Source organism: Kitasatospora sp. NPDC059408, from assembly GCF_042751525.1.
Classification (GTDB): Bacteria; Actinomycetota; Actinomycetes; order Streptomycetales; family Streptomycetaceae; genus Kitasatospora.
Window position 1 is genome coordinate 369,164 of record NZ_JBHYWI010000001.1, and the last position, 23,664, is coordinate 392,827.

The 23,664-nt window shown below is 70.5% G+C and carries 50 protein-coding genes; 48 read left to right on the forward strand and 2 right to left on the reverse strand.

What is annotated here, in order from left to right; all coding sequences use genetic code 11:
* Nucleotides 1-6: 6 nt before the first annotated feature.
* From ACFXDE_RS01590 to ACFXDE_RS01675, 18 genes are all read left to right on the forward strand, one after another.
* Nucleotides 7-468 carry a hypothetical protein gene (locus tag ACFXDE_RS01590; RefSeq protein ID WP_380489692.1) on the forward strand — a complete coding sequence of 154 codons (462 nt, stop codon included), beginning with the start codon at nucleotides 7-9 and terminating at the stop codon, nucleotides 466-468.
* The gene (locus tag ACFXDE_RS01595; protein WP_380489694.1) at nucleotides 465-707 is read left to right on the forward strand and encodes a hypothetical protein; all 243 of its coding nucleotides are present in this window, start codon (nucleotides 465-467) and stop codon (nucleotides 705-707) included. The genes ACFXDE_RS01590 and ACFXDE_RS01595 overlap by 4 nt, the downstream gene beginning before the upstream one ends.
* Nucleotides 704-1,084 carry a hypothetical protein gene (locus tag ACFXDE_RS01600; RefSeq protein WP_380489696.1) on the forward strand — a complete coding sequence of 127 codons (381 nt, stop codon included), beginning with the start codon at nucleotides 704-706 and terminating at the stop codon, nucleotides 1,082-1,084. Before ACFXDE_RS01595 ends, ACFXDE_RS01600 begins: the two co-directional genes overlap by 4 nt.
* The gene (locus ACFXDE_RS01605) at nucleotides 1,084-1,239 is read left to right on the forward strand and encodes a hypothetical protein (protein WP_380489698.1); all 156 of its coding nucleotides are present in this window, start codon (nucleotides 1,084-1,086) and stop codon (nucleotides 1,237-1,239) included. Before ACFXDE_RS01600 ends, ACFXDE_RS01605 begins: the two co-directional genes overlap by 1 nt.
* The gene (locus ACFXDE_RS01610) at nucleotides 1,236-2,279 is read left to right on the forward strand and encodes a YqaJ viral recombinase family protein (protein ID WP_380489700.1); all 1,044 of its coding nucleotides are present in this window, start codon (nucleotides 1,236-1,238) and stop codon (nucleotides 2,277-2,279) included. The genes ACFXDE_RS01605 and ACFXDE_RS01610 overlap by 4 nt, the downstream gene beginning before the upstream one ends.
* On the forward strand, nucleotides 2,276-3,055 hold the full coding sequence (locus ACFXDE_RS01615) for a hypothetical protein (protein ID WP_380489702.1): 780 nt from the start codon (nucleotides 2,276-2,278) through the stop codon (nucleotides 3,053-3,055). Before ACFXDE_RS01610 ends, ACFXDE_RS01615 begins: the two co-directional genes overlap by 4 nt.
* Nucleotides 3,052-3,996: an exonuclease domain-containing protein gene (locus tag ACFXDE_RS01620; RefSeq protein WP_380489704.1), complete on the forward strand. Its 945-nt coding sequence runs from the start codon at nucleotides 3,052-3,054 to the stop codon at nucleotides 3,994-3,996. Before ACFXDE_RS01615 ends, ACFXDE_RS01620 begins: the two co-directional genes overlap by 4 nt.
* Entirely contained in the window at nucleotides 3,977-4,387 is a 411-nt protein-coding gene (locus tag ACFXDE_RS01625; RefSeq protein ID WP_380489706.1) for a hypothetical protein, read from the forward strand. The genes ACFXDE_RS01620 and ACFXDE_RS01625 overlap by 20 nt, the downstream gene beginning before the upstream one ends.
* Nucleotides 4,388-4,490: 103 nt before the next feature.
* A complete protein-coding gene (locus tag ACFXDE_RS01630) occupies nucleotides 4,491-4,622 on the forward strand; it encodes a hypothetical protein (protein WP_380489708.1) in 132 nt (43 codons plus the stop codon).
* On the forward strand, nucleotides 4,615-5,244 hold the full coding sequence (locus ACFXDE_RS01635) for a hypothetical protein (protein WP_380489710.1): 630 nt from the start codon (nucleotides 4,615-4,617) through the stop codon (nucleotides 5,242-5,244). Before ACFXDE_RS01630 ends, ACFXDE_RS01635 begins: the two co-directional genes overlap by 8 nt.
* On the forward strand, nucleotides 5,241-5,513 hold the full coding sequence (locus tag ACFXDE_RS01640) for a WhiB family transcriptional regulator (RefSeq protein ID WP_380489712.1): 273 nt from the start codon (nucleotides 5,241-5,243) through the stop codon (nucleotides 5,511-5,513). Before ACFXDE_RS01635 ends, ACFXDE_RS01640 begins: the two co-directional genes overlap by 4 nt.
* A 156-nt stretch (nucleotides 5,514-5,669) precedes the next feature.
* Nucleotides 5,670-6,149, forward strand: a complete 480-nt coding sequence (locus tag ACFXDE_RS01645) for a single-stranded DNA-binding protein (RefSeq protein ID WP_380489713.1) — start codon at nucleotides 5,670-5,672, stop codon at nucleotides 6,147-6,149.
* A 49-nt stretch (nucleotides 6,150-6,198) separates the two neighbouring features.
* Nucleotides 6,199-6,564, forward strand: coding sequence for a hypothetical protein (locus tag ACFXDE_RS01650; protein WP_380489715.1), 366 nt, complete (start codon nucleotides 6,199-6,201; stop codon nucleotides 6,562-6,564).
* 58 nt (nucleotides 6,565-6,622) lie between these two features.
* Entirely contained in the window at nucleotides 6,623-7,600 is a 978-nt protein-coding gene (locus tag ACFXDE_RS01655) for a hypothetical protein (protein WP_380489717.1), read from the forward strand.
* A complete protein-coding gene (locus ACFXDE_RS01660; RefSeq protein WP_380489719.1) occupies nucleotides 7,600-8,904 on the forward strand; it encodes an AAA family ATPase in 1,305 nt (434 codons plus the stop codon). Before ACFXDE_RS01655 ends, ACFXDE_RS01660 begins: the two co-directional genes overlap by 1 nt.
* Nucleotides 8,901-9,074: a hypothetical protein gene (locus ACFXDE_RS01665; protein WP_380489721.1), complete on the forward strand. Its 174-nt coding sequence runs from the start codon at nucleotides 8,901-8,903 to the stop codon at nucleotides 9,072-9,074. The genes ACFXDE_RS01660 and ACFXDE_RS01665 overlap by 4 nt, the downstream gene beginning before the upstream one ends.
* Nucleotides 9,075-9,246: 172 nt before the next feature.
* Nucleotides 9,247-9,633: a hypothetical protein gene (locus ACFXDE_RS01670; RefSeq protein WP_380489723.1), complete on the forward strand. Its 387-nt coding sequence runs from the start codon at nucleotides 9,247-9,249 to the stop codon at nucleotides 9,631-9,633.
* A gap of 328 nt (nucleotides 9,634-9,961) precedes the next feature.
* Nucleotides 9,962-10,309: an SLOG family protein gene (locus tag ACFXDE_RS01675; protein ID WP_380490095.1), complete on the forward strand. Its 348-nt coding sequence runs from the start codon at nucleotides 9,962-9,964 to the stop codon at nucleotides 10,307-10,309.
* A gap of 65 nt (nucleotides 10,310-10,374) precedes the next feature.
* On the opposite strand, the gene ACFXDE_RS01680 is transcribed toward ACFXDE_RS01675, so the two are convergent.
* A complete protein-coding gene (locus ACFXDE_RS01680; RefSeq protein WP_380489725.1) occupies nucleotides 10,375-10,647 on the reverse strand; it encodes a hypothetical protein in 273 nt (90 codons plus the stop codon).
* Nucleotides 10,648-10,813: 166 nt separating this feature from the next.
* On the opposite strand from ACFXDE_RS01680, the gene ACFXDE_RS01685 reads away from it, so the two are divergent.
* The 12 genes from ACFXDE_RS01685 (at nucleotide 10,814) to ACFXDE_RS01740 (ending at nucleotide 16,002) form a co-directional block, all read left to right on the forward strand.
* A complete protein-coding gene (locus ACFXDE_RS01685; RefSeq protein ID WP_380489727.1) occupies nucleotides 10,814-11,143 on the forward strand; it encodes a DUF6011 domain-containing protein in 330 nt (109 codons plus the stop codon).
* Nucleotides 11,144-11,186: 43 nt separating this feature from the next.
* Nucleotides 11,187-11,357 carry a hypothetical protein gene (locus ACFXDE_RS01690; RefSeq protein WP_380489729.1) on the forward strand — a complete coding sequence of 57 codons (171 nt, stop codon included), beginning with the start codon at nucleotides 11,187-11,189 and terminating at the stop codon, nucleotides 11,355-11,357.
* A 5-nt stretch (nucleotides 11,358-11,362) separates the two neighbouring features.
* Complete coding sequence (locus ACFXDE_RS01695) at nucleotides 11,363-11,770, forward strand: hypothetical protein (protein WP_380489731.1); 408 nt, start codon at nucleotides 11,363-11,365, stop codon at nucleotides 11,768-11,770.
* A 77-nt stretch (nucleotides 11,771-11,847) separates the two neighbouring features.
* Nucleotides 11,848-12,558, forward strand: a complete 711-nt coding sequence (locus ACFXDE_RS01700) for a PP2C family serine/threonine-protein phosphatase (protein ID WP_380489733.1) — start codon at nucleotides 11,848-11,850, stop codon at nucleotides 12,556-12,558.
* A gap of 81 nt (nucleotides 12,559-12,639) precedes the next feature.
* Nucleotides 12,640-12,849: a hypothetical protein gene (locus ACFXDE_RS01705; protein WP_380489735.1), complete on the forward strand. Its 210-nt coding sequence runs from the start codon at nucleotides 12,640-12,642 to the stop codon at nucleotides 12,847-12,849.
* Between the two features lie 303 nt (nucleotides 12,850-13,152).
* A complete protein-coding gene (locus ACFXDE_RS01710) occupies nucleotides 13,153-13,650 on the forward strand; it encodes a hypothetical protein (protein ID WP_380489737.1) in 498 nt (165 codons plus the stop codon).
* A gap of 9 nt (nucleotides 13,651-13,659) precedes the next feature.
* Nucleotides 13,660-14,034 carry a hypothetical protein gene (locus ACFXDE_RS01715; protein WP_380489739.1) on the forward strand — a complete coding sequence of 125 codons (375 nt, stop codon included), beginning with the start codon at nucleotides 13,660-13,662 and terminating at the stop codon, nucleotides 14,032-14,034.
* Nucleotides 14,024-14,656, forward strand: coding sequence for a hypothetical protein (locus ACFXDE_RS01720; RefSeq protein ID WP_380489741.1), 633 nt, complete (start codon nucleotides 14,024-14,026; stop codon nucleotides 14,654-14,656). Before ACFXDE_RS01715 ends, ACFXDE_RS01720 begins: the two co-directional genes overlap by 11 nt.
* Nucleotides 14,653-14,901: a hypothetical protein gene (locus ACFXDE_RS01725; protein ID WP_380489743.1), complete on the forward strand. Its 249-nt coding sequence runs from the start codon at nucleotides 14,653-14,655 to the stop codon at nucleotides 14,899-14,901. The genes ACFXDE_RS01720 and ACFXDE_RS01725 overlap by 4 nt, the downstream gene beginning before the upstream one ends.
* The gene (locus ACFXDE_RS01730) at nucleotides 14,898-15,284 is read left to right on the forward strand and encodes a hypothetical protein (RefSeq protein WP_380489745.1); all 387 of its coding nucleotides are present in this window, start codon (nucleotides 14,898-14,900) and stop codon (nucleotides 15,282-15,284) included. The genes ACFXDE_RS01725 and ACFXDE_RS01730 overlap by 4 nt, the downstream gene beginning before the upstream one ends.
* Nucleotides 15,281-15,517, forward strand: coding sequence for a hypothetical protein (locus ACFXDE_RS01735; RefSeq protein WP_380489747.1), 237 nt, complete (start codon nucleotides 15,281-15,283; stop codon nucleotides 15,515-15,517). The genes ACFXDE_RS01730 and ACFXDE_RS01735 overlap by 4 nt, the downstream gene beginning before the upstream one ends.
* Complete coding sequence (locus ACFXDE_RS01740) at nucleotides 15,514-16,002, forward strand: hypothetical protein (protein WP_380489748.1); 489 nt, start codon at nucleotides 15,514-15,516, stop codon at nucleotides 16,000-16,002. The genes ACFXDE_RS01735 and ACFXDE_RS01740 overlap by 4 nt, the downstream gene beginning before the upstream one ends.
* Nucleotides 16,003-16,210: 208 nt before the next feature.
* Here ACFXDE_RS01740 and ACFXDE_RS01745 read toward each other — a convergent pair whose 3' ends face one another.
* Complete coding sequence (locus ACFXDE_RS01745; RefSeq protein WP_380489750.1) at nucleotides 16,211-16,462, reverse strand: hypothetical protein; 252 nt, start codon at nucleotides 16,460-16,462, stop codon at nucleotides 16,211-16,213.
* Between the two features lie 107 nt (nucleotides 16,463-16,569).
* On the opposite strand from ACFXDE_RS01745, the gene ACFXDE_RS01750 reads away from it, so the two are divergent.
* The 18 genes from ACFXDE_RS01750 (at nucleotide 16,570) to ACFXDE_RS01835 (ending at nucleotide 23,445) form a co-directional block, all read left to right on the forward strand.
* Entirely contained in the window at nucleotides 16,570-16,917 is a 348-nt protein-coding gene (locus ACFXDE_RS01750; RefSeq protein WP_380489752.1) for a hypothetical protein, read from the forward strand.
* 30 nt (nucleotides 16,918-16,947) lie between these two features.
* Nucleotides 16,948-17,103 (forward strand): hypothetical protein, encoded by a 156-nt coding sequence (locus ACFXDE_RS01755; protein ID WP_380489754.1) that lies wholly within the window; start codon nucleotides 16,948-16,950, stop codon nucleotides 17,101-17,103.
* Nucleotides 17,100-17,351, forward strand: a complete 252-nt coding sequence (locus ACFXDE_RS01760) for a hypothetical protein (protein ID WP_380489756.1) — start codon at nucleotides 17,100-17,102, stop codon at nucleotides 17,349-17,351. The genes ACFXDE_RS01755 and ACFXDE_RS01760 overlap by 4 nt, the downstream gene beginning before the upstream one ends.
* The gene (locus tag ACFXDE_RS01765) at nucleotides 17,348-17,725 is read left to right on the forward strand and encodes a hypothetical protein (protein ID WP_380489758.1); all 378 of its coding nucleotides are present in this window, start codon (nucleotides 17,348-17,350) and stop codon (nucleotides 17,723-17,725) included. Before ACFXDE_RS01760 ends, ACFXDE_RS01765 begins: the two co-directional genes overlap by 4 nt.
* Before the next feature lie 12 nt (nucleotides 17,726-17,737).
* On the forward strand, nucleotides 17,738-18,874 hold the full coding sequence (locus tag ACFXDE_RS01770) for a DNA cytosine methyltransferase (protein ID WP_380489760.1): 1,137 nt from the start codon (nucleotides 17,738-17,740) through the stop codon (nucleotides 18,872-18,874).
* Nucleotides 18,875-18,935: 61 nt separating this feature from the next.
* Entirely contained in the window at nucleotides 18,936-19,277 is a 342-nt protein-coding gene (locus ACFXDE_RS01775; protein ID WP_380489762.1) for a hypothetical protein, read from the forward strand.
* A gap of 52 nt (nucleotides 19,278-19,329) precedes the next feature.
* Complete coding sequence (locus ACFXDE_RS01780) at nucleotides 19,330-19,686, forward strand: hypothetical protein (RefSeq protein ID WP_380489764.1); 357 nt, start codon at nucleotides 19,330-19,332, stop codon at nucleotides 19,684-19,686.
* Nucleotides 19,683-19,886: a response regulator transcription factor gene (locus tag ACFXDE_RS01785; RefSeq protein WP_380489766.1), complete on the forward strand. Its 204-nt coding sequence runs from the start codon at nucleotides 19,683-19,685 to the stop codon at nucleotides 19,884-19,886. The genes ACFXDE_RS01780 and ACFXDE_RS01785 overlap by 4 nt, the downstream gene beginning before the upstream one ends.
* Nucleotides 19,883-20,113, forward strand: coding sequence for a hypothetical protein (locus ACFXDE_RS01790; protein WP_380489768.1), 231 nt, complete (start codon nucleotides 19,883-19,885; stop codon nucleotides 20,111-20,113). The genes ACFXDE_RS01785 and ACFXDE_RS01790 overlap by 4 nt, the downstream gene beginning before the upstream one ends.
* A 118-nt stretch (nucleotides 20,114-20,231) precedes the next feature.
* The gene (locus tag ACFXDE_RS01795; RefSeq protein WP_380489770.1) at nucleotides 20,232-20,690 is read left to right on the forward strand and encodes a hypothetical protein; all 459 of its coding nucleotides are present in this window, start codon (nucleotides 20,232-20,234) and stop codon (nucleotides 20,688-20,690) included.
* The gene (locus ACFXDE_RS01800; protein ID WP_380489772.1) at nucleotides 20,687-20,863 is read left to right on the forward strand and encodes a hypothetical protein; all 177 of its coding nucleotides are present in this window, start codon (nucleotides 20,687-20,689) and stop codon (nucleotides 20,861-20,863) included. Before ACFXDE_RS01795 ends, ACFXDE_RS01800 begins: the two co-directional genes overlap by 4 nt.
* Nucleotides 20,860-21,183: a LuxR C-terminal-related transcriptional regulator gene (locus ACFXDE_RS01805; RefSeq protein ID WP_380489774.1), complete on the forward strand. Its 324-nt coding sequence runs from the start codon at nucleotides 20,860-20,862 to the stop codon at nucleotides 21,181-21,183. The genes ACFXDE_RS01800 and ACFXDE_RS01805 overlap by 4 nt, the downstream gene beginning before the upstream one ends.
* A complete protein-coding gene (locus tag ACFXDE_RS01810) occupies nucleotides 21,180-22,136 on the forward strand; it encodes a hypothetical protein (RefSeq protein WP_380489776.1) in 957 nt (318 codons plus the stop codon). Before ACFXDE_RS01805 ends, ACFXDE_RS01810 begins: the two co-directional genes overlap by 4 nt.
* Nucleotides 22,133-22,297, forward strand: coding sequence for a hypothetical protein (locus ACFXDE_RS01815; RefSeq protein WP_380489778.1), 165 nt, complete (start codon nucleotides 22,133-22,135; stop codon nucleotides 22,295-22,297). Before ACFXDE_RS01810 ends, ACFXDE_RS01815 begins: the two co-directional genes overlap by 4 nt.
* Complete coding sequence (locus ACFXDE_RS01820; RefSeq protein WP_380489780.1) at nucleotides 22,294-22,578, forward strand: hypothetical protein; 285 nt, start codon at nucleotides 22,294-22,296, stop codon at nucleotides 22,576-22,578. The genes ACFXDE_RS01815 and ACFXDE_RS01820 overlap by 4 nt, the downstream gene beginning before the upstream one ends.
* Nucleotides 22,575-22,967 (forward strand): DUF6221 family protein, encoded by a 393-nt coding sequence (locus tag ACFXDE_RS01825; protein WP_380489782.1) that lies wholly within the window; start codon nucleotides 22,575-22,577, stop codon nucleotides 22,965-22,967. Before ACFXDE_RS01820 ends, ACFXDE_RS01825 begins: the two co-directional genes overlap by 4 nt.
* On the forward strand, nucleotides 22,964-23,254 hold the full coding sequence (locus ACFXDE_RS01830) for a hypothetical protein (RefSeq protein WP_380489784.1): 291 nt from the start codon (nucleotides 22,964-22,966) through the stop codon (nucleotides 23,252-23,254). Before ACFXDE_RS01825 ends, ACFXDE_RS01830 begins: the two co-directional genes overlap by 4 nt.
* A complete protein-coding gene (locus ACFXDE_RS01835) occupies nucleotides 23,251-23,445 on the forward strand; it encodes a hypothetical protein (protein WP_380489786.1) in 195 nt (64 codons plus the stop codon). Before ACFXDE_RS01830 ends, ACFXDE_RS01835 begins: the two co-directional genes overlap by 4 nt.
* Nucleotides 23,446-23,664: the final 219 nt, after the last annotated feature.

Below are 23,664 nucleotides of genomic sequence, written 5' to 3' on the forward strand. Positions count from 1 at the left end.
CAGGCCGTGATCACACAGCCTACCCAAAGCCCCCGCCGGCCGGTGCGCCACGCGCGCCGCAGCCGCCCCCAGATGATGGCCGCGCTCGCGCTCGCCGAAACGATCGTCGCCTTCGGCGAGCCGGTCCCCTACGGGGTCCGCCTGCACTGGTCGAACCGGCGCGCGGTCGTGGATGTCCACCTCGACGACGCGCAAGCGGTCTTCGCGTACCAGGGTCGGTTCGGGGGCGTCGTCCACCAGGAGCTGCGCCTCGATGACGGCGGCTGCGGCGTGCGCCTGCAGACCGAGTTGGCGGGATCCGTGTACGACGGCGAGTTCCTCGCGTGGTCGCAGGTCCGGTTGTCCGAGCGTGACCTCGCGGCGTGGTTCGTCGGCGATCACGGGGATCCGGCGGATTGGTCGTCAGACACCGTCGTGGCGTACCGCCGGGCCCTGGAGCTGGTACATGGCGCGGACGGTGCCCGATGACGGGCCCGGAGCACTACCACGAGGCTGAGCAGTTGCTCGCCGACGTCCGCAAGATCCCCACGCTCAACGACGAGACGTCGCCGGCCGCCGTGCTGTTGATCGCGGAGGCGCAGGTGCACGCGACGCTCGCCCTGGCCGCCGCAACGGCTCTGGTCGACGAGAAGCCGCGCAGCGGCAGCTTCGCCGAGTACCGGGCCTGGCGAAAGGTCGCCGACTCCGAGGGGAGTGAGGGCCGATGAGCGACGGCATGCTGAACGCCCGCATCGACCCGATGTGGATGCACGTGCTGCTGCGCGTCCGTGAGGTCCGGTACGGGACGCTGCGGACGCTGGCGGAGGCGTGGGGTGACTCGCGGCAGCGGGTGATGGACGAGCTCGACGCCCTGGCCGCGGTCGTCTCGCAGGGCGGCGAGGCGTGGGACGCGGCGGTCGACGACCTGGAGGCGAACCTGGAGTTCGGCGAGGCCGAGGTCGAGTTGACGCACCTGGACGCCTACCGGCTCGCCGACGAGCTGGCCGCGGCGGCGACGCTGACGATGTCGGCCCGGCGCGAGGCCGCCATGGCCCCCGAGGTCATCGCGTTCCCGCACCAGCACAAGCACGGGGAGGTGGCGTGATGGTTGTCTTCGCCATCGTCGCGTCCGTGGTCGGCTTCGCGTTGCTCGGTTGGTTCGACTGGCAGGCCCGGCAGCGGGTTCGGTCGATCCGGGCGGCCCAGGATGCGCGCGAGGTGGTCCGGTACCTGCCTGGTCGGCGGGAGGGTGACCGATGACCACTACCGTGCCGGCCGGGGCCCAGGCCCCGGCCGCCGGGCGGCGCGTCACTCCGACCGCCCGGCTCGTCCTCTCGGCCGACGCCGACCGCGGCGCCTGGCTCGCCGCCCGCCGTCGCGGTATCGGGTCCAGCGACATCGCCGCCATGCTTGGCCTCTCCAAGTACGGCAACGAGCTGTCCGTCTACTACGACAAGCGCGGCGAACTCCCCTTGGAGTCCGACGACTCGGAGCCCGCCTACTGGGGCCGCGTCGACGAGGAAGGCGTCGCACGTCGCTGGGCCATGAGCAACCGCTCCGTCGTTCGCCGGGTCGGCCTCGTTGCCAACGTCGAGCGTCCGTGGCAGATGTGCACCCTCGACCGTCGCGTCATCGAGTGCCCGATCGAGCCCGGCGCCCAGTGCGCGCTGGAGATCAAGTGCCGCGACAAGATGAAGGCCCCGATGTGGCGGCGCGGGTGCCCGGACGACGTCCTCGCGCAGACCCTGCACCAGGCCGACGTCTGCGGGTTCGAGCACATGCACGTCGGAGTCAAGATCGGCGGGAACGACTACCGGCAGTTCACGGTCCGCATCGCCGACCACCAACAGCTGCTGCTCGATCTCCGGACCGCCGCCGAAGAATTGTGGCAGCGCATCCTTGATGGCCGGCCGCCGGTCCTCACTCCGGAGGCCGACCCGGACCCGCTTCTCGAACTCTACCGACGGCTACACCCTGAGCGGTCCGGCGTGGTCCACATCGACCGCGACGACGACGCCCAGGACGCCCTCACCGCCTACCTGCAGGCCCGAGCCGACGTCACTGCCGCAGAGAAGCGGCAGAAGGCAGCGAAGGCCGGCATGCTCGCCGCGCTCGGCGGCGCCGAGATGGCCGTGATGGGCGACCGCCCCGCGTACTCGATCGAGCAGCGCAGCAAGGAGACCGCAGACATCTCGCGGCTCCGTGAACGGTGGCCCGAGGCGTACGCGGACTGTGTCGAGGACCGCTCGTACGACCAGCTCAGCATTCCCAATGACGTTCGGAAGAGGTACGCCGCATGACTCAGCCCACGCTCGCCGAGCGGGCCGCCGCGAAAGCCGGCCGGGCCGATGTCGGCCTGGCCCAGCGCACCGACGTAGAGGCCCCGGTGTGCGACGTCATCCCCGACCTCGGCGAGTACGAGCCGGGCGAGGGCGACCCCGAAATGGTGCCCGTGCACATCGCCTGGCTCCGCGCCCGCCGCGACGTCCGAGCGATCGGCAAGCGGGAGCAGTACAACGGCGGCGGCACGCGCTTCAACTTCCGCGGCGTCGACACCACGGTCAATACCTTCGGTCCCGTCACGCTCTCCCGCGGTCTCAACCTCCTGCCCATCAACGTCGAGGCGACCTACCGCGACGCCACGTCGGCGAACAACAAGAAGATGCACGAGTGCACCGTCCTGGTGACATGGCAGCTGATGGGACCGATGGGTGACAGCCTTCCGCCCGTCCAGTCCGCCGGCGAGGCTCTGGACTCGGCGGACAAGGCGACGGCAAAGGCCCAGTCGGTGGCACTCCGCGTCATCCTGCTGACGCTTGGCCTCACCCCGACCTCCGACCCGGACCCGGATTCCTCGTACGTGGAACGCGGCGAGGCGCCTGCTCGACCTGCTGCTTCCTACTTGGACGAGATCAGCAACCCGGCTACAAGCGTCGGCCGGCTCCGGCAGATCCACGCCGAGTTGCAGCAGACCCGGCAGGCAAACGCGCTAGTGACCAACGAGGTCGGAGACGAGGAGCCGATCGGCGCGATGGTCATCCGAATCGGCCGTGAGCGTGCGGGCGGTGGCCAGTGAGCTGGCACCTCGGCCGCATGGCCGCCTTCGACACTGAAACCACCGGCACCGACGTCGAGACCGACCGCATCGTGAGCGCCGCGCTCATCACCCCGGCCGGCGTCCGCGAATGGCTCACCGACGTCGACGGCGTCGAGATCCCCGCCGAGGCGACCTCGGTCCACCACATGTCCACCGAGCACGCTCGCGAGCACGGACGCCCGGCGAAGGAGGTCGTCGAGGAGATCGCGGAGGTCCTCGCCGCCGAGCTGAACGCCGGGTCGCCCCTGGTCGTCATGAACGCCCCGTTCGACCTCACGATCCTCGACCGCGAGTGCACCCGGCACGGCGTCCCCACGCTCACCGAGAAGCTTGACGGCAAGCCGATCGGCCCCGTCGTCGACCCGCTCGTCATGGACCGGGCAGCCGACAAGTACCGCAAGGGCCCTCGGAAGTTGGAGAACCTCGCCGCCCACTACGGCATTGAGCTGACCAACGCCCACGCTGCCGCCGCCGACGCCCAGGCCGCCCTGGACGTCGCTCGCCGGATCTTCGACATGTACCCGCAGCTACGGGCGCCCGCTGAGCTCCTGCACCGCTGGCAGATCGGCTGGTTCGCCACCTGGGCCGAGGGCTTCGAGCAGTACCTGCGGAAGAAGGACCCCACCGAGGTCGTCGACCGGAACTGGCCGCTCATCCCCGCCCCGGCGTTCGGCGGCGTCACTTCGAACGACGTGCTCCGTGGCCTCGCCCAGGGCCTTGACCACCCGCAGATCGCCGAGCTGTTCGACATCACCGTCCGGGCCAGCCGGCTCCTACTGCGCCGGGCGTTCGACGAGCTCGGCGCCCAGAGCGGCCCGCACGCCATCGCCCTCGCCATCGGCCTCGGCCAGCTCCCGGCCGACGTCGCCACCAATCCCGCACCCCAGTCCGGAGGGCAGCATGAACCTGTTCGGCAGTAGACGCCGCATAGCCGAGAAGGACGAGCGCATCGCCTGGCTAGAGAGCCGAGTCAAGCAGCTCAACATGGCACTGGGCGCGACCCGCAGCGAAGCCGGCGACCACTTCCGCCGCTCCGAGCGGTTCGCTGGCGACATCGAATCGGTCACGAAGAAGCTCACCGCGGCCCGTCTCCAGAACGCGACGCTCCTGATCGACAGCGAACGGTACCGGGCGGAGATCAAAGCGCTGCGCCGTTCACAGCAGCTCCGGGAGAAGGACCTGCTCGCACGCATCAAGCTCCTCGAAGACCGCAACGAGGCTCTCCGGGACGCGAACGAACACCACTACCGGGACCTTGCGGCGGCGGCCGGCGTCGTCGAGCCGCAGGCCGCCGACTCGATCGCCGCGTGAATCTGGCCTTCGCACTCGCTCTGGCCTGGTTCGTCCACACCGGCGTCCAGGCCGTCCAGCTCCTCTTCCACGGCCGCCGCCGCGGTCCCGACAGAGACCATCCGTGATCCGCCGCTTCCTTCGCCAACTCGTCGACGACCAGGCCTGGTACGGGCTCGCCTTCATCCTCCTGACCGCCGCCGCGCTCGCCCTCATCACTCTCGCTCTCACGGCATGGAGCACCCGAGATGACTGACACCGCCCTCCTCCCGCCCCCGGGAGGCACCCTCACCCACGGCCCGACCGTCATCGGTCTCGACCTTGCCATCGGAAGCTACAGCTCCACCGGCACCGGCATCGCGTCCTCCCGTGGCTGGTGCGATGCCGTCGGCTACCCCGATCGGAAGAAGAAGGGCCGCGAGCTCAGCAAGCTTCCCCACCCCGAGCGACTCTACGAGCTCGTCAGGCTTCGCGAACGCATCATCCAGGGCATCGGCCGCCCAGACCTCGTCGTCCTCGAACTCCCTGCACCCTCCCGGGCAGGAGGCGCCAGCCACGAACGCGCGTGGCTTTGGTGGGAGGTCTACCGCTGGCTTCAATCCGGCGGAATCCCCGTCGGTCTGCTCACCCCGAACCAGCGCGCCCTCTACGCCACCGGCAAAGGCACAGCCGCCAAGTCCGCCGTCGTCGACGCAGTCGCCCGCCGCTGGCCCTCCTGGCCGACGGAGGGCGACGACAACTTGGCCGACGCCGTCGTCCTCATGGCCGCCGGCCGGGACTACCTCGACCACCCGATCGCCCCGATGCCAGCTGCCAACCGGGCAGCGTTGACGAAGGCCGTGTGGCCCGACGGAATCCGCCTTGGAGGTGCGCGATGAGCTGGCGCCTGCTTGCAACCTGCCGCATCGAGAAGGCCCCGTTCGGCATCTTCTACCCCAGGTCGTACCGCGATGCGGAAGGGCTGGCAAAGATCGCCGCAGCCAAGAGCTACTGCCATCGGTGCCCCGTCGCCGAGCAGTGCCTCACCGAGGCGCTCAACGACGAGGGTCAGGCCGACGCGAAGAACCGCCACGGCGTTCGAGGCGACAAGACCCCAGGCGAGCGAGCGGCAATCAACAAGAAGAGGCGCCTCGCGCCCGCAGCATGACCACGGTCCTGGCCTGGGGCGACCGCTCCCACTGGGCCACCCAGGCCAAGCCGTGCAGGTACTGCGGCGACCTCACCCACCTCCGCGATGAGGATCGCCGCCCCTCCCACAAGGTCTGCGCCGAGCAGGCCCTCACCCGCGAACCGAAGGACGGCCATGGCCGGAGAGACCCAGATCACCCTCGTCGGCAACCTCGTCGACGATCCTGAGCTGCGATTCACACCGTCGGGTGTCGCGGTCGCGAAGTTCCGCATCGCCTCCACACCGCGGACCTTCGACCGCCAGACGAACGAGTGGAAAGACGGCGAGGCGCTGTTCCTCACCTGCAACGTGTGGCGGCAGCCGGCCGAGAACGTCGCCGAGTCCCTCACCAAGGGCATGCGCGTCATCGTCCAGGGCCGACTGCAGCAGCGGTCGTACGAGAAGGACGGCCAGAAGCGCACCGTCTTCGAGGTCGAGGTCGACGAGGTCGGCCCGTCCCTGCGGGGGGCCACGGCGAAGGTCACCCGAGCGAACCGCGGACCGGGCGGGGCGCAGCAGGCGGCGCGGAGCGACGACCCGTGGGCCAGCGGCAGCCCCACCCAGCGCGGCGGCTGGGGCGAGCAGCAGCCGAACAGCCCCGAGCCGCCCTTCTGACCACACCGATCACAACTCTCCAACCAGCCCTCGCAGAAAGCAGCCTGCCATGAACACGCCCGCCACCATCTTCGACGTCGACACCGCCAACAAGACCATCAGCAACGCCGTCGTTGGCCTCGTCAAGCTCATGCTCCCCGTCCCCGGCCAGGAGGGTCCGACTCCCGAGCAGGGCAGGGAACTGATGAAGCAGATCACCGAAGCCATCACCACGGGTTCGCAGGCCTGCGGCGAAGTCACCCGCCTTCGCGAGGAGTTCACCAACCTCCGCGACCGCCACCGCCCGCAGCCCGCTATCGCCCCCGACTCGCCGGCCGCGATCTGCGCCGCCTGCTCCGTCAGTGGCTCGCTCGTCTCCTGGCCGTGTCCGACCTGGACGTCGGCCGAGGCGGCACTCACCCACGGACAGCCCTAGCGGAAGCCCGCCCCGGAGCCCTCACTCCCCGCCCGCACGCCTGAGAGAAGAGCCCCCCATGGCACGTGGCCACGGCCGCATCCTCACCCGCATCTGGGACGACCCCGACTTCACCGCTCTGCCCGGGGAGATCCAGCGGCTCTACCTGTTCCTCATCAGCCAGCCGAACCTGAACCATGCGGGCCTGCTGCCGCTGACGCTGAAGCGGTGGAGCTCGAAGGCGCACGGGTTGAGTCCGGAGGTGCTGCGGCGCCAGCTCGCGGTGTTGGCCGAGCGCAGGTTCGTCGTGGTCGACGAGGACACCGAGGAACTGCTGGTGCGCTCGTTCGTGCGCAACGACGGGGTGTGGAAGCAGCCTCAGGTGATGGGCGCGATGGTGTCGGGGGCCCTTGAGATCTCGTCCCGCCGGCTGCGGTCGGCGTTGCTGGCGGAGGTAGAGCGGATTCCGCTGGACGAGCTGAGCGACGAGCCGGGCCGCAAGGGTCTGTCGCCCCTGCAGGAGGTGTCGCGGCACATCGCCGCGCTGCGGGCAGCGTTCCGTGAACCCGATCCGAATCCCCCTGCGGTGGCCCTTCCCGAAGGGGCTGCGGAAGGGGTTGCGGAACCCCTTCCGGAAGGGGTGGAGGAAGGCTCAACGCGCGCGCGGGCGCGTTTTCCCCTACCCCTACCCCAGTCCCCTTCTCTCTTCGTCGCGGATGTCGTCGACATCCGGTCCGCCCGCCAAGAGCGGCCGGACGTGGAGGAGGCTTGCACGCTCCTCGCGGATCTGGTCGCCGCGAACGGCACCAAGCGCCCGAACATCACCAAGCGGTGGCGCGACGCGGCCCGGCTCCTGATCGACACCGACAAGGTCTCCCTCACCGACGTCCTCGGCGCCATCCGCTGGTCCCAGAACGACGAGTTCTGGCGCAGCAACATCCTCTCGATGCCGAAGCTCCGCCAGAAGTACCCCCAGCTGCGGCTCCGCGCCCAGGCCCAGCAGCAGCGCCAGCAGCCCACCAACTACCAGGCCTACTCAGACCAGGGGGTCTTCTAGTGACCACCGACACCGAACTCTCGCGGGCCGAACCCAACGACGTCCCCGCCGAACAGGCCTTCCTCGGCGGGATAGTCCTCAGCAGAGACCCCCGCCGGGCGCTACGCGACACCACCGTGGGCGCCCAGGACTACTACCGGCCCGCCCACGCGCTCATGCACCAGGCGATCCTCGCCGTCGCCGACACCGCCGAACCGATCGACCCGCTCACCGTCACCGCGGCACTCGAAGCCCGCGGGCAACTCGCCCGCTGCGGCGGCCGCGACTACATCAACACCTGCATAGACGCCGCCCAGCACGGCCCCAGCCTCGCCTGGCTCGACCACCGCATCCGCAGCCTCGCGCTGCGCCGCGCCCTCGTTCACGCCGGCACCGAGATCCGCGAACTCGGCTACGGCACCGACACCGAAGCCAGCGACCTCGCCGAATACGCCGTTACCCGCATCCGCGAAGTCCGCGACGCCGGCCGGGCAGCCGACGACTCCCCCGTCCAGGACATCCACGACTTCCTCGCCGGCGAAGACCCGGCCTACGACTGGACCCTGCCCGGCTACCTGGAGCGCACCGACCGCATCGTGTGGACCGCAGGCGAAGGCGGAGGAAAGTCCGTCCTGCAGCGCCAGATCGGCATCACCGCCGCCGCCGGGCTCCTGCCGTTCGGCGACCGCAACGCGCTGGGCCCGCAGAAGGTCCTGATCCTCGACTGCGAGAACTCCAGCCGCCAGTCGCGCCGCCACTACCGCGGCCTCATCCAGGTCGCCGAGCACGTCGGCGCACCCGTCAAGCGGGGCCAGCTGCACATCGACCTGCGCCCCCAAGGCGTGGACCTGACCCGCGGCGACGGCAGGGCGTGGCTGATGCGCCGCGTCGAAGCCGTCATGCCCGACCTGCTGATCGTCGGCCCGATCTACCGCCTGCACGCCGGCGACCCCAACTCGGAGGAGCTCGCCCGCAAGGTGACCGTCGTCCTCGACGAGGCCCGCGCCACCGCAGGCTGCGCCCTGTCGATGGAAGCCCACTCCCCACAGGGCGGCCCCATGGGCCCGCGGACCCTCCGCCCGGTCGGCAGCTCCCTGTGGCTGCGCTGGCCCGAGTTCGGCCTCGGTCTCCGCCCCGTCGAGGACGCCCGATCCGCCCACGACGACCGGGCCCGCCGCGTCCTGCCCTGGCGCGGAGCCCGCGACGAACGCGCCTGGCCCCGGTTCATCTGCCAAGGCCACGACGGCTCCTGGCCCTGGCGCACCTACAAGCCGATCGACGCCGACCCGTACACCGGCCACTCCCCCACCGGAGCCCTCTCATGACCCTCACCGAGCACTGCCCCATCTGCCTGTCCGGCGCCCGGATCGTCGACCACCACGACGACGGCACCCACCACCGCACGACGTGGCGCTGCTGCAGCTGCTTCCGGCAGTGGCGGACGGAGTATCTGGCGGATGCGTACGAGGACGACGAGTTCGACGGAGCGTCGTGACTGTCAGGTCATCGGCTTCAGCGTCATGACGTGAGGCCTCGGCGGGCGCAGCGAACGCCCGAAAGCCCTTGATGGCCACTCAGGCACTCGAAGGGTGCCACTTAAGGCAATCACTCCAACCCCACCCGCAAGGCGCCCCCTTGCCCCCTCCTGGCCCCGATTTGAGGCACTCATGGCGCACAGTGCGACTGCAACCTCCACTCCCCCTCGATCCGCGGCGGCCTCGCCGCCGTCCGCAGCCCGGCTCGCGGAGCTGCTGACGATCACCGAGAAGCGCTTCCTCAGCCCCGTGGAGGCGGCCGAGCTGCGACGCAGCGTCGAGCACCTGGCGGCCTGTCTGACCGGCGCGGGTGGCGAGCTGCGGCGGCTTGTTCGGGATGCCGAGTTGCAGCGGGACGAGCATGCGCGGGAGATGGCCGCCGTGGTGACGCCGGGCCTGTCGGTGAAGTGCCGGCGGTGCGAGGCCGCGAGGGGTGTGTGGTGCCGGCCGGTGTCCGGGGTGGTGGCGCCGCGAACGCTGCATGTGGTGCGTCTGTCGGATGCAGGGGTGCTGTCGTGACGGCGTACAGGCTGGACGCCGTCCGGCTGCTGGAGCTGGCCGATGCGCGACGGGCGGAGCTCGGTTGGTCGCGTCGGCGTCTCGCGACGGCACTGGGAACGACGTCGGGGGCGTTCACGCGGATGGGGCGTGGCGGTGCGCCGGACGCGAACCTGTTGCTGAGCCTTCTGATCTGGCTGGACTGGGCACCTGAGCTGGCGCTGCTGGCTGCGGGGGACGGCGAGGTGATGCCGACGTGCGGGACGTGTTTCGGATCTCCGCCAGCTGGGTTTTCCTGCTCGCACTGCGGGGCTGTGGGGGTGCGGCCGTGAGCGCGTCTCGGATTCTGGTGACCGGGTCGCGCGCCTGGTCGGACTGTGCGGCCGTGGAGCACGCGCTCGGGGCTGCGTTCGGGCTGTTCCGGCCGATCGTGATCGTGCACGGGGCTTGTCCGACGGGCGCGGATGCGATGGCTGCGGCGTGGGCGCGGCGGGCTGGCGTCGAGGTGGAGCCGTGGCCGGCGGACTGGCCGCGGTGGGGGAAGTCGGCTGGTCCGCGGCGGAATCAGGCGATGGTCAACGCGGGTGCGCGGCTGGTGCTCGCGTTCGTGCTACCTGGTAGCCGCGGCACGGTGGACTGCGTTCGGCGTGCGGAGGCGGTGGGGATTCCGGTGCGGCGCTTCGAGGCGGAGCGGTGACCGGGCGCGGGCAGCACGAAGGGCCGCTCGGCGCGGCGGGCCGGCGGCTGATGGGGTGGCTTGGGTCAGCTCTCGATGGCGCGCTTCTTGGCTTCGACTTCGCGGCCGACGGTGGGCGCCTTCTGGCGGTTGTCGACGCCGATCCGCTCGGCGAGCTTGCGGAAGGTCTCGTCGGACATGCCGGTGAGTTCTGCGAGCTGCTGGTTGGTTGCGCCGGCTCGGACGGCGGCTTCGGCGGCTGCGAGGACGGGTTTGCGGGTGCGCTTGACGATCTGGGCAGCTGTCTTGTGCTGGGCGAAGAGCTTGGCGGTCTGAGGATCGGGTTCGTAGGCGGTCATAGCGCCTATGGTCCCAGATTCCTTGGCCACCGGAAAGGCCACGTGTTGGCCATTCCAGGAATCCCAAAGATGACCAAGCATTGGCCTCTTGACTGGCCAAGCATTGGCCAACATACTGGAGTCACCGGGCAGCACCAAGCGGCCCAACTCCCGTACGGAGGCCCCCTTGAACGAGCACGCCAACTGCCTCCGCTGCGGTCGCAAGCTCACCAGCCCGGCCAGCATCGCCAAGGGCTACGGCCGCGGCTGCGCCGCGAAGGTCCGCCAGGCCGCCGCCCACCACAGCGACTACAGCGCGGCGCAGGTCGAGTCCGCCCGGGAGCTGATCGAGGACGGCGCGATCATCCAGATCCGCCCCCGTGTCTGCCGCTCCGTCTCGTCGGACGGCACCGAGATGTACCTGACCGCCGTGAGTGGCCAGTGCAACTGCCCGGCCGGCCTCAAGGGGCGCCGCTGCTACCACGCGCTGGCCGCCGCGCTGCTCCTGGCCGCCTGACCGGCCACCACCCACCACCCCGGCCACCCGAAACGGAGACGCCTTGTTCACCCTGCGATTCCAGACCTCCGGCCACCACTGGCACCGCACCGGTCTCACCCGCGCCGACGTCGCGCGCATGATCGAGATCGCCCAGCGCCGTGGCGGGACGTCCATCCAGGTCACCAACCTGTACGGCACCGCCGTCACCCACCTCTTCGTGACCGGCGCCTGACCGAGATGCGCACCCAGACCTGCCGCCGCCACCCGTCCGCCGGCCGTTTCATGGCCGTCTGTTCCGGTTGCACCCAGGAGCTGTACGACATCCAGGCCCGCAACCAGGAGATGACCGACGCCCGCGAGGTACTCGCGTCCACCACGTTCACCGTCTACGACGCCAGGACGACCTCCACGGGCGGCTGCACGTACCTGACCGTGGCCAGCCGCAGCAACGACGTCTTCCGCGTCGACGTGCTCCGCCGGCCGACGTACGCCGAGACCCGGATCGACCTCCCCAACCCCGTTCCCTGGGACTCCTGGATCCCCGTCGAGCAGGTGAGCACCCGCGACGGGGCCGAGCACGAGGCCCAGTTCGCGGACGCCGTCGACCGGGCCGGCCCCGACCCCGCCTGCATCGCCCTTGCCTGACCGCCGCCGGGGGTGCCCGTCCCGCACGGGCACCCCGACCAGCCCCCTACCGCTCGAACCGCACCAAGGAGACTCCTGTGCGCAGCTACGCCTCTGCCCAGCTCGTCGGTGACCGCAGCCACCAGTGCGACGCCGTCGCGACCCGCGCCACCGCCGACGGCGGACGCGCCTACGCCCTCCTCGACGGCATCGGCAGCAACGATGAGGTCCGCGCCTGGACCCGCATGCGGGCGCGTCGGCTCGCCGTCCTGACCGCCCGCACGCTGCAGCCGCACGAGGCGATCAGCCGCGTGCAGGACGAGGTCGTCACGGAACGGGCGCTGGACGCCGACGGTGAGGTGGAAGGCGCGTGCGCGGTGATCGCGGTCACCGGGCCGGACGCACTCCTGCGCGTCGCCTGGATCGGCGACTGCCGCGCCTACCTTCTCGACGCCAGCGGACGCCTGACACGGCTGACGACGGACCACAACGAACGTGCCGTGATCGAAGCGCTGGGCGGAGTCGCGCCGCGGTGGGCGCGGAACTACGTGACGCGCTGCCTCGGCGCCGAAGCCGGCGGTGACGCCCTCTTTCCGGAGTGGACCGCAGTGCACGACCGGACCGGGGCCCGGCTGCTCCTCGCCTCCGACGGCTGCTACGAGCCGATCGAGGACGCCGGCCGGGACCTCGCGCACGAACTCGACCGACGCCTCGGCCCGGCTGACTGCGCCAACCACCTCGTGCGGCTCGCGATCAGCCTCGGCGGCGCGCACCGCGACAACGCGACCTGCCTGGTCGCTGACCTGTAGCCGAACGGCTGACCACCGCCGAGCTGTTCGCCCGCCTCGCCCCAGCACCTGCTTGATTACCCACTCACCGAAGGAAGCATCATGACCAGCCAGAACATCACCGTCGCCGGCCTCGCCCAGGAACTCGGCGTCACCGTCCCGGAGATCGGCCGGCGCGTCAGCGTCCTCTGCCGCGAGCTCGGCCCGCAGCAGGTCGTGCACACCGCCGTCTTCAGCAGCGCGAAGTGCGTGCTGCACGGCTCCGCGGCGGACCTGATCCGCCTGGACCTCGCGAAGGTTGCCGCTAGCTGAGTCGTCCCGTTCTGCCTGGGGTGGAGGAGGTCCGCGCCCTCCGCCCCAGGCCACCATCCCCGGCCCGTTGCCTGAGGAGCCACGATGCGTCACCGACATTCCCCTCCGCGCAGTCCCTTCCGCATCACCCTCACCTGCGGGTGCACCATCAGTGGCCGCATCCAGCCCATCGGCAGGCACGTTACGTACGTCTGCACCAGTGGCCTCGGCCACGGCTATCGGCTCGCGTGGACTGCTTGGACCGACACCGAGACCGGCCGCACCGGCACCAACACCACGCGCACCGCCGCCTAGGAGACCACCGTGAGTCCCGAGACCGACTGGCCCTTCGACGCTGACCGCGACGACCCGCTCGTGACGCTCCGTATCCCCGTGACCAGCACCTTCCCCCGCTGGCGGTACGTCGCGACCTTCGACCGGGAGAGCGCCGCGCGGCCGACCGACGCCGAGGCACTCATGATCGCCTCACACATCGAGCACTACCTCAAGCACTGGTTCAACGACAGCTACCAGCGCCAGCTCGCCGAGCGGCCCCTCGACGTCGACAGCGGCTGCAACACGACGATCTTCCGAAAGTACGGCAGCGACGACTGGGCCTACCGGCTGGACAGCTGGCAGTACGGGCCCATGTTCGTCCCCGAGCCTCCCCGCATGCGCCGCCCTGGAACACCTGACAAGTCGCTCGGCCCGCTCTCCCTCCCGCGGCTGCTCGACCGCATCCACACGGTCGCCGACGACAAGCCGATGGAGCACTGGCTCGACTGGAAAGTCCAGCACCCCGACATCTTCCCCGCCGCCTGAGGAGACCTGATGCCGATCCGCCCGGAGAACCGCGATCGCTACCCCGCCGACTGGGACGCCATCAGCCTCGACATCCGCACCAACCGGGCCGCCGGCCGCTGCGAATGCCTTGGTGAGTGCGGGCGCGGCACCCATATCGGCCGCTGCCCCAACCTCAACGGCAGCCAGGCGTACGGCACCGGCTCGAAGGTGGTCCTCACCGTCGCCCACCTCAACCACACCCCCGAGGACTGCGACCCCGCCAACCTTCGCGCCATGTGCCAGGCATGCCACAACTCCTACGACGCACCCCACCGCCGAGAGACCCGGCGCCGCACGCGTGCCGCCGCGCTCGCCGCTGCCGGACAGACCTCACTGCCCATCGGAGACGACCTTGCTATCTGAGCCCATAAGCACCCTTCTCGGGCCCGAGGAGCTCGCCGCAACCAACCTCATGCGGCAGCAGTTCCGCGTCGACGTCACCCGGACCTACCAGTTCTGGGAAGCCGCAGTGGCCCGACTCACCGGCGGCGCCCTCACGGAGCACGGATGCCCGTGGGACGTCGAACTCCCCTACCTCGACCGGCCGGTGCGCATCGAGGTCAAGTACGCCCAGGAGAGCTGGTGCACGTTCCGGTCGGGGCGCCGCGCGATCTTCAAGTTCGCGGCACCGAAGGGACTCGGCGCCGAGAAGGCCGCCGACGTAATCACCCTGATCGGGATCGACGCCGAACAGCGCGTGCATACCTGGGTGGTACCGGCCCGGAGCGTCCGGAAGTGTGCGTCGATCACCTTGACCTCACCGCGCTTCCGTACAGGCAGCAGCCGAGCGCGGGGGATCGACGAATTCCGGTGCCCGCCTACACAGACCCTGCCCGAGGTATTGCGCGCGTACCGCGACCACGTCGGCCACAAGTGCCACCTGCACTACGACCGCGACCACCACCGGCAGACCGCCGCCGCCACCCGCCGAGCCGCGGTCGAAGCGGCCGGCCAGCTCACCATCACCGAGGAGACCATCCGATGAGCGACCTGACCGCGGAGCAGTGGAATACCGCCCACCCGGTCGGCACGTTCGTGACCGCCTACCCCGGCGTCCGCCCCGAGTTCGCTGCCGAGATCGGCATCACCGACTACCAGCGCCTGGAGACCCGAACCCGGTCTCTCGCCTGGAACCTCGGCCACGGCGAGCCGGTCGTCGCCGTCGAGGGCTACGCCGGCGGCATCAGCCTGGAGCACATCGACCTGCGCGCCGAGGAGACCACCCGATGAGCAAGCCCACCGACCGCATCACCATCGAGGTCTGCCGCGACGGATGGACCAAAGGCCTCCAGATCAGCATCAACCAGGTCGACGAGAACGGTCGTGGCCACGGCTACCGGCTCGCCGGCCCGAAGTTCAACGGCAGCAGCACCAGCCTGTTGAAGACCGAGCTCGACGACCGCGACGCCACCGAGATCCGCGCCCTCCTGGCCGCCGTGTTCCCGCTCACCGAGGACGAGACCCGCCGCGCCGCCATCCAGGAGGGCATTAGCGGCATCGTCCGGCTGATGTCGGGCCGTCCGCAGAACGACCCGGAGATGGCTGGCCTGCAGGCCGCGCTCGTGTACCTCCACGGGCTGCGCGAGGCGAGCACCGAGGAGACCACCCGATGAAGCAGCTCCAGCCCGCCGACTGGGCCGGCACCACAACCGACCGCCACGACCTCCACCGCTGGACCCCCGAACGAACCGCGCTCTGCAACCCAGCCATCCGAACCCACAGCCGCACCACGCCACACGACCACCACCGAGAGCCCTACGCCACCCTGCGCACCCTCGGCGCCATCCAGGCCGACGGGTTCGCCCACCTCTACCGCGTCTGCCCCGACTGCGAGGACCACCGATGACCCAGCCCCTCGACCTCAACGCCATCCAGGCACGGCTCGACGCCGCCACCGGCGGCCCGTGGACCCTCCGCGACGACCTCGATGGCCACGGTTACCCCGGACACTTGTGGGTCCTCCAGAGCCCCGACGACGGCCCCGGCGAGAACCACATCGTGATCAGCATCGGCATCAAGGCCGACGGCGAGTTCATCGAGGCCGCCCGCACCGCCGTTCCGGACCTGCTCGCCCGGGTCCGGGATCTGGAGGCCGCCCAGCCCACCACCTACTGGCTCGCCGAGTACGACGGCACCGAACCCACCCTGTGGCCCACCGAGACCGCCGCACTCGCCCACTGCGAGGACTACGCCCGCACCGAACTCACCTCCTGGGACTGGATCCCCGAGGACGGCGCCCAGCAGATCGTCCACGTCGATCCCGACACCGACCGACCCCTCCACCGCGGCCCCGGACGCGTCACCCCCCTCACCGTCCAGCCCGTCACCTGACGGCCCCGTGCGCGGCCAGGACAGCCCCACAACGGCCGCGCACGCCCGCACCGGACCACGACACCACCCCGCCCCCGCGAGGCCGTCAGGGGGCCCGCCACGCCACGGAGGCCCGACGATGCATCAGCAGTACCCGGCCAGCGTCACCGGACGCGGGCAGCATGAAGCGCCGCGCGGCACTGGTCGGCGGCCGCCCTGCGGCATGGGTCTACTGCTCGGGCTTGACCTTGGGCGGCCGGCCGCCCTTGCGGGAGCGGCGTTCCTTCAGCTCCTGCTCTGCGGCTGCGAGGTCCGCGAGGTCCTCGGGGGTGCCGTGCTGCTGGATGACGGCGCGGACGTGGGCGACCAGGTCGGCGGTGCGGTCGGTGCCTTGGCGGTCGGTGATGCGGCCGTAGGCGTCCCACATGCGGCGGGGGATGCGGAAGCGGGTGGCGAATGTGTGGTCGCTGTCCTCGGTCATATCGGTCATGTTCCCACACGGATTTATCACCGAGCAGCTTGTGTGCCCACACGGTTCTTGATTACTGTGTTCCCACAAGGTTTTTTCTTCGATCCCCGGAGCACCCCATGGCCCTCAGCCCCATCGAAACGGTCACCATCCACGGGCGCGCCTACGCCGCCGTCCGATGTGGCCCCCACGGCCATTCCAGCTGGAACGTGATCGGCATCGCCCCGCAGCCCACCCCAGCCGAACTCGCGCTCCCCGAGCCGCGCCGGCCCCGACTGCCCTGGGCATACGGATCTCCCGTGGCCCCGAGTCGCGGCCACGTCGGGCACCCCGAGGCGCCGATCACAGACGGCTGGCAGGTCCGAGACGAGCTGAACCGCACCATCTTCGGCTACGCGCAGACCATCGCAGAGATCGCGCAGATCACGGCCAATGCGCTGAACCTTCCTGGTCACGCCACCAACTAACCAACCACACACCGGACACGGAGACCCGTAATGGCCACTGCCAACGAGACCCGCAACATCCTTGCGGCCGCCGCCGAGCGTGTTCGCGCCCTCCTGATCCGCGAGCCCGTCGACGACGCCGAGCACGCCATCAACCACGCCATCGAGCAGGCCGCCCGCGCCGTCCTGAACGGCGGTGCCCGGTGACCGGCATCTACGACGACGGCGACATCTACGGGCCCCAGCCCACCGCCCGCCAGCGCCTCACCGACCTCCTCGGCGACGGCCCCACGACGGCCCTCGTCAACGAGCTGACCGCCAACGCCTACCGCCGCGCAGCCGACGTCCTGGAGGCTGGCAACCCCGACCGCAGCCCCGAGTTCAGCGATGGCGTCGACTGGGCCGTTGACACGCTTCGATCCGTCGCCGACAAGACCGCTGGCGGTGCTCGGTGAGCGACACCCCGCCGCCGCTCGCCGAGCGCATCGAGTATGCCCTGCGCATCGCTGCCGTTCCCTGGGCAGCCAACATGCCCCCGCTCACCCAGCACGGCGAGGGCGGCCACCGATTCGAGACCGGTTGCTCGCTCTGCCACGGCGACGCCCCGTCCCTCGTGGACGCCGTCCTGGCCGTGGTCCAGCCCGAACTCGACGGCCGCGACGCCGAGATCGACCGGCTCCGTATGGCCGCCCAGGCCGCCGCCACCCTCCTCCGCTCCACCGCCGACAAGATCGACGGCCAGTGGAACGGGATCACCGGCATCGAGCACGGCCCCCTGCGCCGCGCCGCTGCCGACCTCGCAGCCGCCGCCCGCGACACGACCAGCTGAGGAACCGCCACCATGCCCCTTCGCATCGGCTCCCTGTTCAGCGGCTACGGCGGCCTCGATCTCGCCGTCGAAGCGTTCTTCGGGGCCCGGACCGTCTGGCACTCCCAGTACGAGCCCCCGGACAAGAGGGGCCGCCCAGACCTGCACCAGTACGCCGCCCGAATCCTCGCCCATCACTGGCCCGGCGTCCCCAACCTCGGCGACATCACCACCGTCGACTGGGACCAGGTCCTCGCCGACCACGGGCCGGTCGACATCCTCACCGGCGGCTTCCCCTGCACCGACGTCTCCCTCGCCGGACAACGTGCCGGCCTCAACAACCAAACCCGCTCCGGACTGTGGGCCCACATGGCCCACGCCATAGCCGCCCTCCAACCCAACCTGGTGGTGATCGAGAATGTCCCCGGCCTCCTCTCCGCACCCGCCGATCGTGGAATGGGACCCGACGCTCCGAGTGTGGATGGTGCTTCCGGAGCCGAACTCCATCTTCGAGCTCTCGGCGCCGTTCTCGGCGACTTGGCCGAGCTCGGGCTCGATGCGGAGTGGACGAGCCTACGGGCGTCCGAGATCGGCGCCTGCCACCAACGCGACCGCGTCTTCATCCTCGCCTGGCCTGCCGACGCCCGGGGCCCGCGACTGGAAGTCGGGCGGCTACCCGGACTCGCTGGTGGAGCGGGTCAAGCTGCTCTCCACGCCGAGAGCGTCGGACGGTGGAACGGACAGGGGATCCACCACGGGGTGGGGGCTGCGGTCGGACGTACGCCTGTTGCCGTCACCGACCAGCTCGGACCACACCGGCCCCGGACACACCGCGCACGGCGGCATGAACCTGCGCACCGCGGTCTCGCTGCTACCTGCGAGCCCCCGGATTGGGGCGTCTACGAGCCCGCGATCCGCCGCTGGGAGCACGTCACCGGACGGACAGCTCCCCGGCCAACTGACGATCACGGACGCCTCGCGCCCCAGGTCGTCGAGTGGATGATGGGCCTTCCCGCCGGCTGGATCACGGACGCCCCCCTGCTGGATGGCATGACCGCCGCGAGGGCCCGTAACGCCCAACTCAAGGCCGGCGGCAACGGTGTCGTTCCGCAGCAGGCGTACGCCGCCCTCGCCGAACTCTGGCACCGAGCCGCCCCCGCCGCCGCCTGACCTGACGCCTGACGCCGCCCGTGACCGCGGGCGGCACCAGCCACCCACCGAGGAGGACACCGTGCAACGGATCTACCGCGACCCCGACGGCACCACCTGGATCGAGACGCGCCTCATCAACGGCGTCAGCAGGCTCCAGGAGGCCGAGCAAAAGCACGGCACCTGGCTCCGGGACTTCGCCGGCCGCCAGATCGAGATCCCCACCGTCAATCTGGCGGCCTGGACCCGCAGCACCACCGACGACCGCATCACCCACCTCGAAGGCCTGCTCGCCCCCGTCCTTGACGCGATGCCCGCTGAGCAAGCCGGGCCGATCCGGGACGCGCTCGCCGCCCTGTACGACATCCCGGACGAGTGGCGGGCGAAGCGTCTCGCTGCCGCTCGGAACGCCGCCCGCCGCTGACCCACCCCGGCTTGCCGTCCCACGGCGGCAGGCCCCAACCCGAGGAGCACCCGTGACCGACCAGCCCGCCGACCTGCTCGCCGCCGCAGCCGAGGTGCTGCGCGAACACGTCGGCTACCTCGAACTCCACGGCATCCGTGGACCCTGGACGGTTCATAGCGGCCCGAGCGGCTACCCCCAGGCGATCAGCAACGTTGGCGTGCCGCTGCTCATCGCCAACACCTTCACCGACCCGAAGGCTCCGCCGGTGGCGGCGACCTACATCGCTCTGATGCACCCCGGCGTCGGCCTTGCCCTCGCCGACTGGCTGGACGTCGCCGCAGTCACGTGGACCAACCTCACGAACGCCAACCAGGACGCCGCCCTCGCGGTGGCCCGCGCGGTGCTCGGTCAGGTCGGTGACCAGTGACGCGCCCGCTCACCCCGCGCGAGCGCGACGTCCTTCGCTACAAGGCGGAGGGCCGCACCGACTACGACATCGCCGCCGCCCTTCGCATCACCGAGAGCGCCGTACGCGGCACCGTCCGCCGCGCGATCCGCAAGCTCGGCGCCAGGACCCTCGACCAGGCCATCCAGATCCACAACCAGCCGGAAGGCGGCCAGCAGTGACTGCCCCGAAGCGCAAGTCCCGACCCTGGGCCGTCGTCCTGAACCTGCCCGGCAGCCCCACCCGCACCGAATTCACCAGCGAAGCCAAGGCCTACGAGCGGGTTCGCGCAGAAGTCACCGCGGTGAAGGCAGGCACCAGCCGAGTCACCCGAATCCGCGTCGAACAGTGGGACCGCGAGGGCGGCCGGTGGCAGTTGTTCGACCTCGTCGACCCGGCCACCGAATGACCGTCAGTCCGTGGCTGGTCCTGGCTGGCGTCTGCGAGGGCGCCGGCCTGGACACAGTCCTCCTCGCCCTCCACCCCACCGGCCGAGACGACCACACCGCCCCGATTGGAGACTCCCAATGACCCCCGCCGACCGCATCACCGCCTACCTCGACACCCTCAGCCCCGCCGCAAGCCCGTTCGTCCTCCGCCGCCACCACGACATCACCGGCGTCTCTGGCACCGGCATCGTCGCCGACGGCGTCCTCTTCCCCGCCGCCGGAAAGTCCCGGGCCGTCGTTCGCTGGCGCGGCGAACGCGGATCCACCGTCGTCTGGGACCACCTCGGCCACGTCAAGGAGATCCACGGCCACGACGGCGCCACCGTCGTCGAGTTCATCCCCGTCGACGAGCTGATCGCCGCCCTCAAGGCCGTCGTCGGAATCCCTGACTCGGTCGCCAACAAGTTCTCGGACCCTGACGACCCCGAATACCACGCCGCAATCGCGGGCTACAACGACGCCCTCGCCGACGTCCGGCAGGCCATCACCGACGCCATCGAAGCCCTCCACGACCACGACGAGGACGATGCCGCATGACCGCCTGGACCGTCCTCGCCACCTGCGGGCCCGGCGCCCTCGTCGGCCTCTGGATGCTCCGCAACACCAACCACGCCGACCGCCGCCCGATCTACGTCCCGCCGCCCATCACCGACACCTACGTCGACCACCAGATCCACCTCCTCGAACAGCAATGGGAGCGCCAGAGATGACCATCAAGGCCCACCCCGGACAGCCCCTCAGCCCCGGGGAGATCGAAGCGCTCCGATACGCCGCCGACGGCTACACCAGCGAGCAGACCGCCCGCCGCCTCGGCCTCAGCCGCAACGCCATCCTCGACCGCACCCAGGGCGCCCGCATCAAGCTCGGCGCCCGCAGCACCACTCACGCTGTCGTCCTCGCCCACCAGGCTGGCCAGCTCGACCTCGACTGCGGGGCTGCCGGCATCGCGCAGGCGATTGAAGCCGCGGCCCGGCTCGCCGAAACCACCGACGCCAACCCGCAGATCAGCAAGCCCCGGAGGGCCGCATGACCAGCGCCTACCAGCAGCAGCTCAAGACCCAGCTCGACGCCGCCGAGGACGAACTCGGCAAGCTCCGCCGGGAGCGTGGCGGCCTCATCGAACGCACACAGCTTGCCGAGGCCGGAGCCCGCGAACGGGCCGCCCTGCTGGAACACGCTCGTGACCTCCTCGAACCCTGGGGCGGACACGGCGACGCGTGGCCCGACATCGCACCCGCCATCGAGGAGCTGACCCGCCAACTCGCCGCGTCGCAGAAGACCAGCACGCGACGCCGAGCCCAGATGCTTGACGCCGAGGCCGCCGTCGACGCCGCCACGGTCGAGCGTGACGGCGCCTACCGCGAGCGCGCCCACCTCACCGCCTGGCTCGCCACCATCCACCCCGCCGTCATCACCCCCGCCACCGACATCGACGAACCCGGCTGGCAGATCCTGTACATCACCGCCGGTGGACGGCAGTTCTCCTGGCACATCGCGCCGCGAGATGCCGATTTGTACGGCCACGTCGAGCACGTGGCCGCCGACGACCCGCGCGCCCAGTGGGACGGCCACACCACGGCCGAGAAGTACGAGGCCATCCGGCAGCTGGCGTTCGGCGAGCTGCGCGGCTGCCCGGCCCCGATCGAGTGTGACCACAAAGCCCGTGCCGAGCAGGCCGAGGCCCGCATCGCCGCCGCCCAAGCCGCCCTCGGAGTCCCGAGTACGTCACCGTGCGCTGGCTGCGGCAGGCCAGACGTCGTCTACCGCAACTACAAGGGCACGCCCTTGTGCTGCACCTGCGCCAACTGCTGCCAGCCTCCCGAGGACCGGCCCGAGGTCCACGACTCCCGCATCTGGGAGGTGGACGGCGAGTGGAACGTCTCGTGCCGGTCCTGCCCCGCCTACGTCGACAACATCGGCACCGAGGACGACGCCGACGAGTGGGCCGAGGAGCACAAAGCCGCACCCGAGGAGTGGGGGTGACGGGCGACGTCGAGGCGTTCATCGACTGGTGGGAGAACGCCAGCGACGAGGAACGCCAGCAGTCCATCGAGGACAGCCTCACGCTCCCCGCCCCATCCGCCCGGCCACGGATAGTCGACCTGCCCGACATCGCCACCTACCAGACCAGGAGAGCCGCATGAGCAGCCGCGGTACGGAACCGCCCGTCGATCCCGCCGAGTTCACCGTGATCCGCACGGACCCTGTCCACGAGATCGCGGCCGAGCGCGGCACTCTCACGCGGTTCGGCCGCCTCTACCCCGAAGGCCCGAATCCGTCCTGGGGTGCCGTGCACGTTGCGGTGCTCCTCGGCTACCGGATCCCGCTGGTCGAAGACCCGGCACTTCGGTCCGGGGAGATCCACCTCCGGCCGACGCCGCCAACCGTGCCGTTCTCACAGACGCCGGCTGAGGAGAGGCCGTGAGCGCCCTCGTGACGTGGCTTCGGGCCGAGCTGGACCGCGTGGAGCAGATCGCGCGCACCGCCGCCATCGCGAACGGGCCGACCTGGACCCACAACCCGGAGGACCGCTGGCTCGTCGAAGGTAAAGACAGGCCGGTGATCTACGACGAGGGATCACCGACCAACGAACAGGCGCGGCACATCGCCCTGTGGGACCCGCAGACGGTCCTGCGCCGAGTTGCGGCCGACCGGCAGATCCTCGACGAGCACCAGGTGGATGTCCGTGACCGGCCGTCGTTCGTGCTCAACACCGGGACGGTCTCGTGCTGCTCGACGTGCTGGGGCGAGACGTGGCCGTGCCGGACGGTTCGGTTGCTCGCCGAGGGATACGGCTGGGAGGAGGGGCTGTGAGCGACTTCGACGTGGCTGGCTACCTTGCCGCTCGGGCGGGTGCTGCCCGATCGTTGCGGGCTGTTGAGGCGGAGGCAGCGGAGCTCGGCATCGGCCTGCTGGCCGAGATGGCTGGATGGCAGGCTGAGCAGTTCGAGGCCTGGACGCCGTTCACGGCGATGGCTGATTCGGTGTTCCGTGTGTCCTGCCGGCCGCCGGAGATCTCGGCCGCCTGCTACGAGGCATCGTTCGGGTGGGTGCACGTGAAGCCCGGCTGCCGCTGCCCGCACGACCGGAGCGCACGGTGAGCCGCGAACTCCGCCACGTCGAGTTCACCGTCACCATCCTCGACTGCGAACACCTCCCCGAGAAGGACGGCAGGCAGATGTACGCCGACGACGTCGTCCAGGAAATCCGAGACGTCGTAGCCGCCACAGTCACCGCCTGGTACCAGCAGCGCGGCCACGCCCTCCTCGCCTACGAGCCCGACCTCTTGTAGGCGCCTCAGTCGCGCCACCTCCCAGACGCTCTGAAGCGCTCGTGCTGACGATGTCAGGGCCGCACTCACCCCTCACCGGGTAGCGTCAGCCGACAGGCGATGACGGAGCGTCGGTGCTTTGCGAGACCGAGAGGACCGGCTGTGAACGATGACCTCGATGAGGCGGTCAAGGCGTGGCTGCTCAGAGGCCTTCAGACCGTGAACCTGCGGGGCGGATCC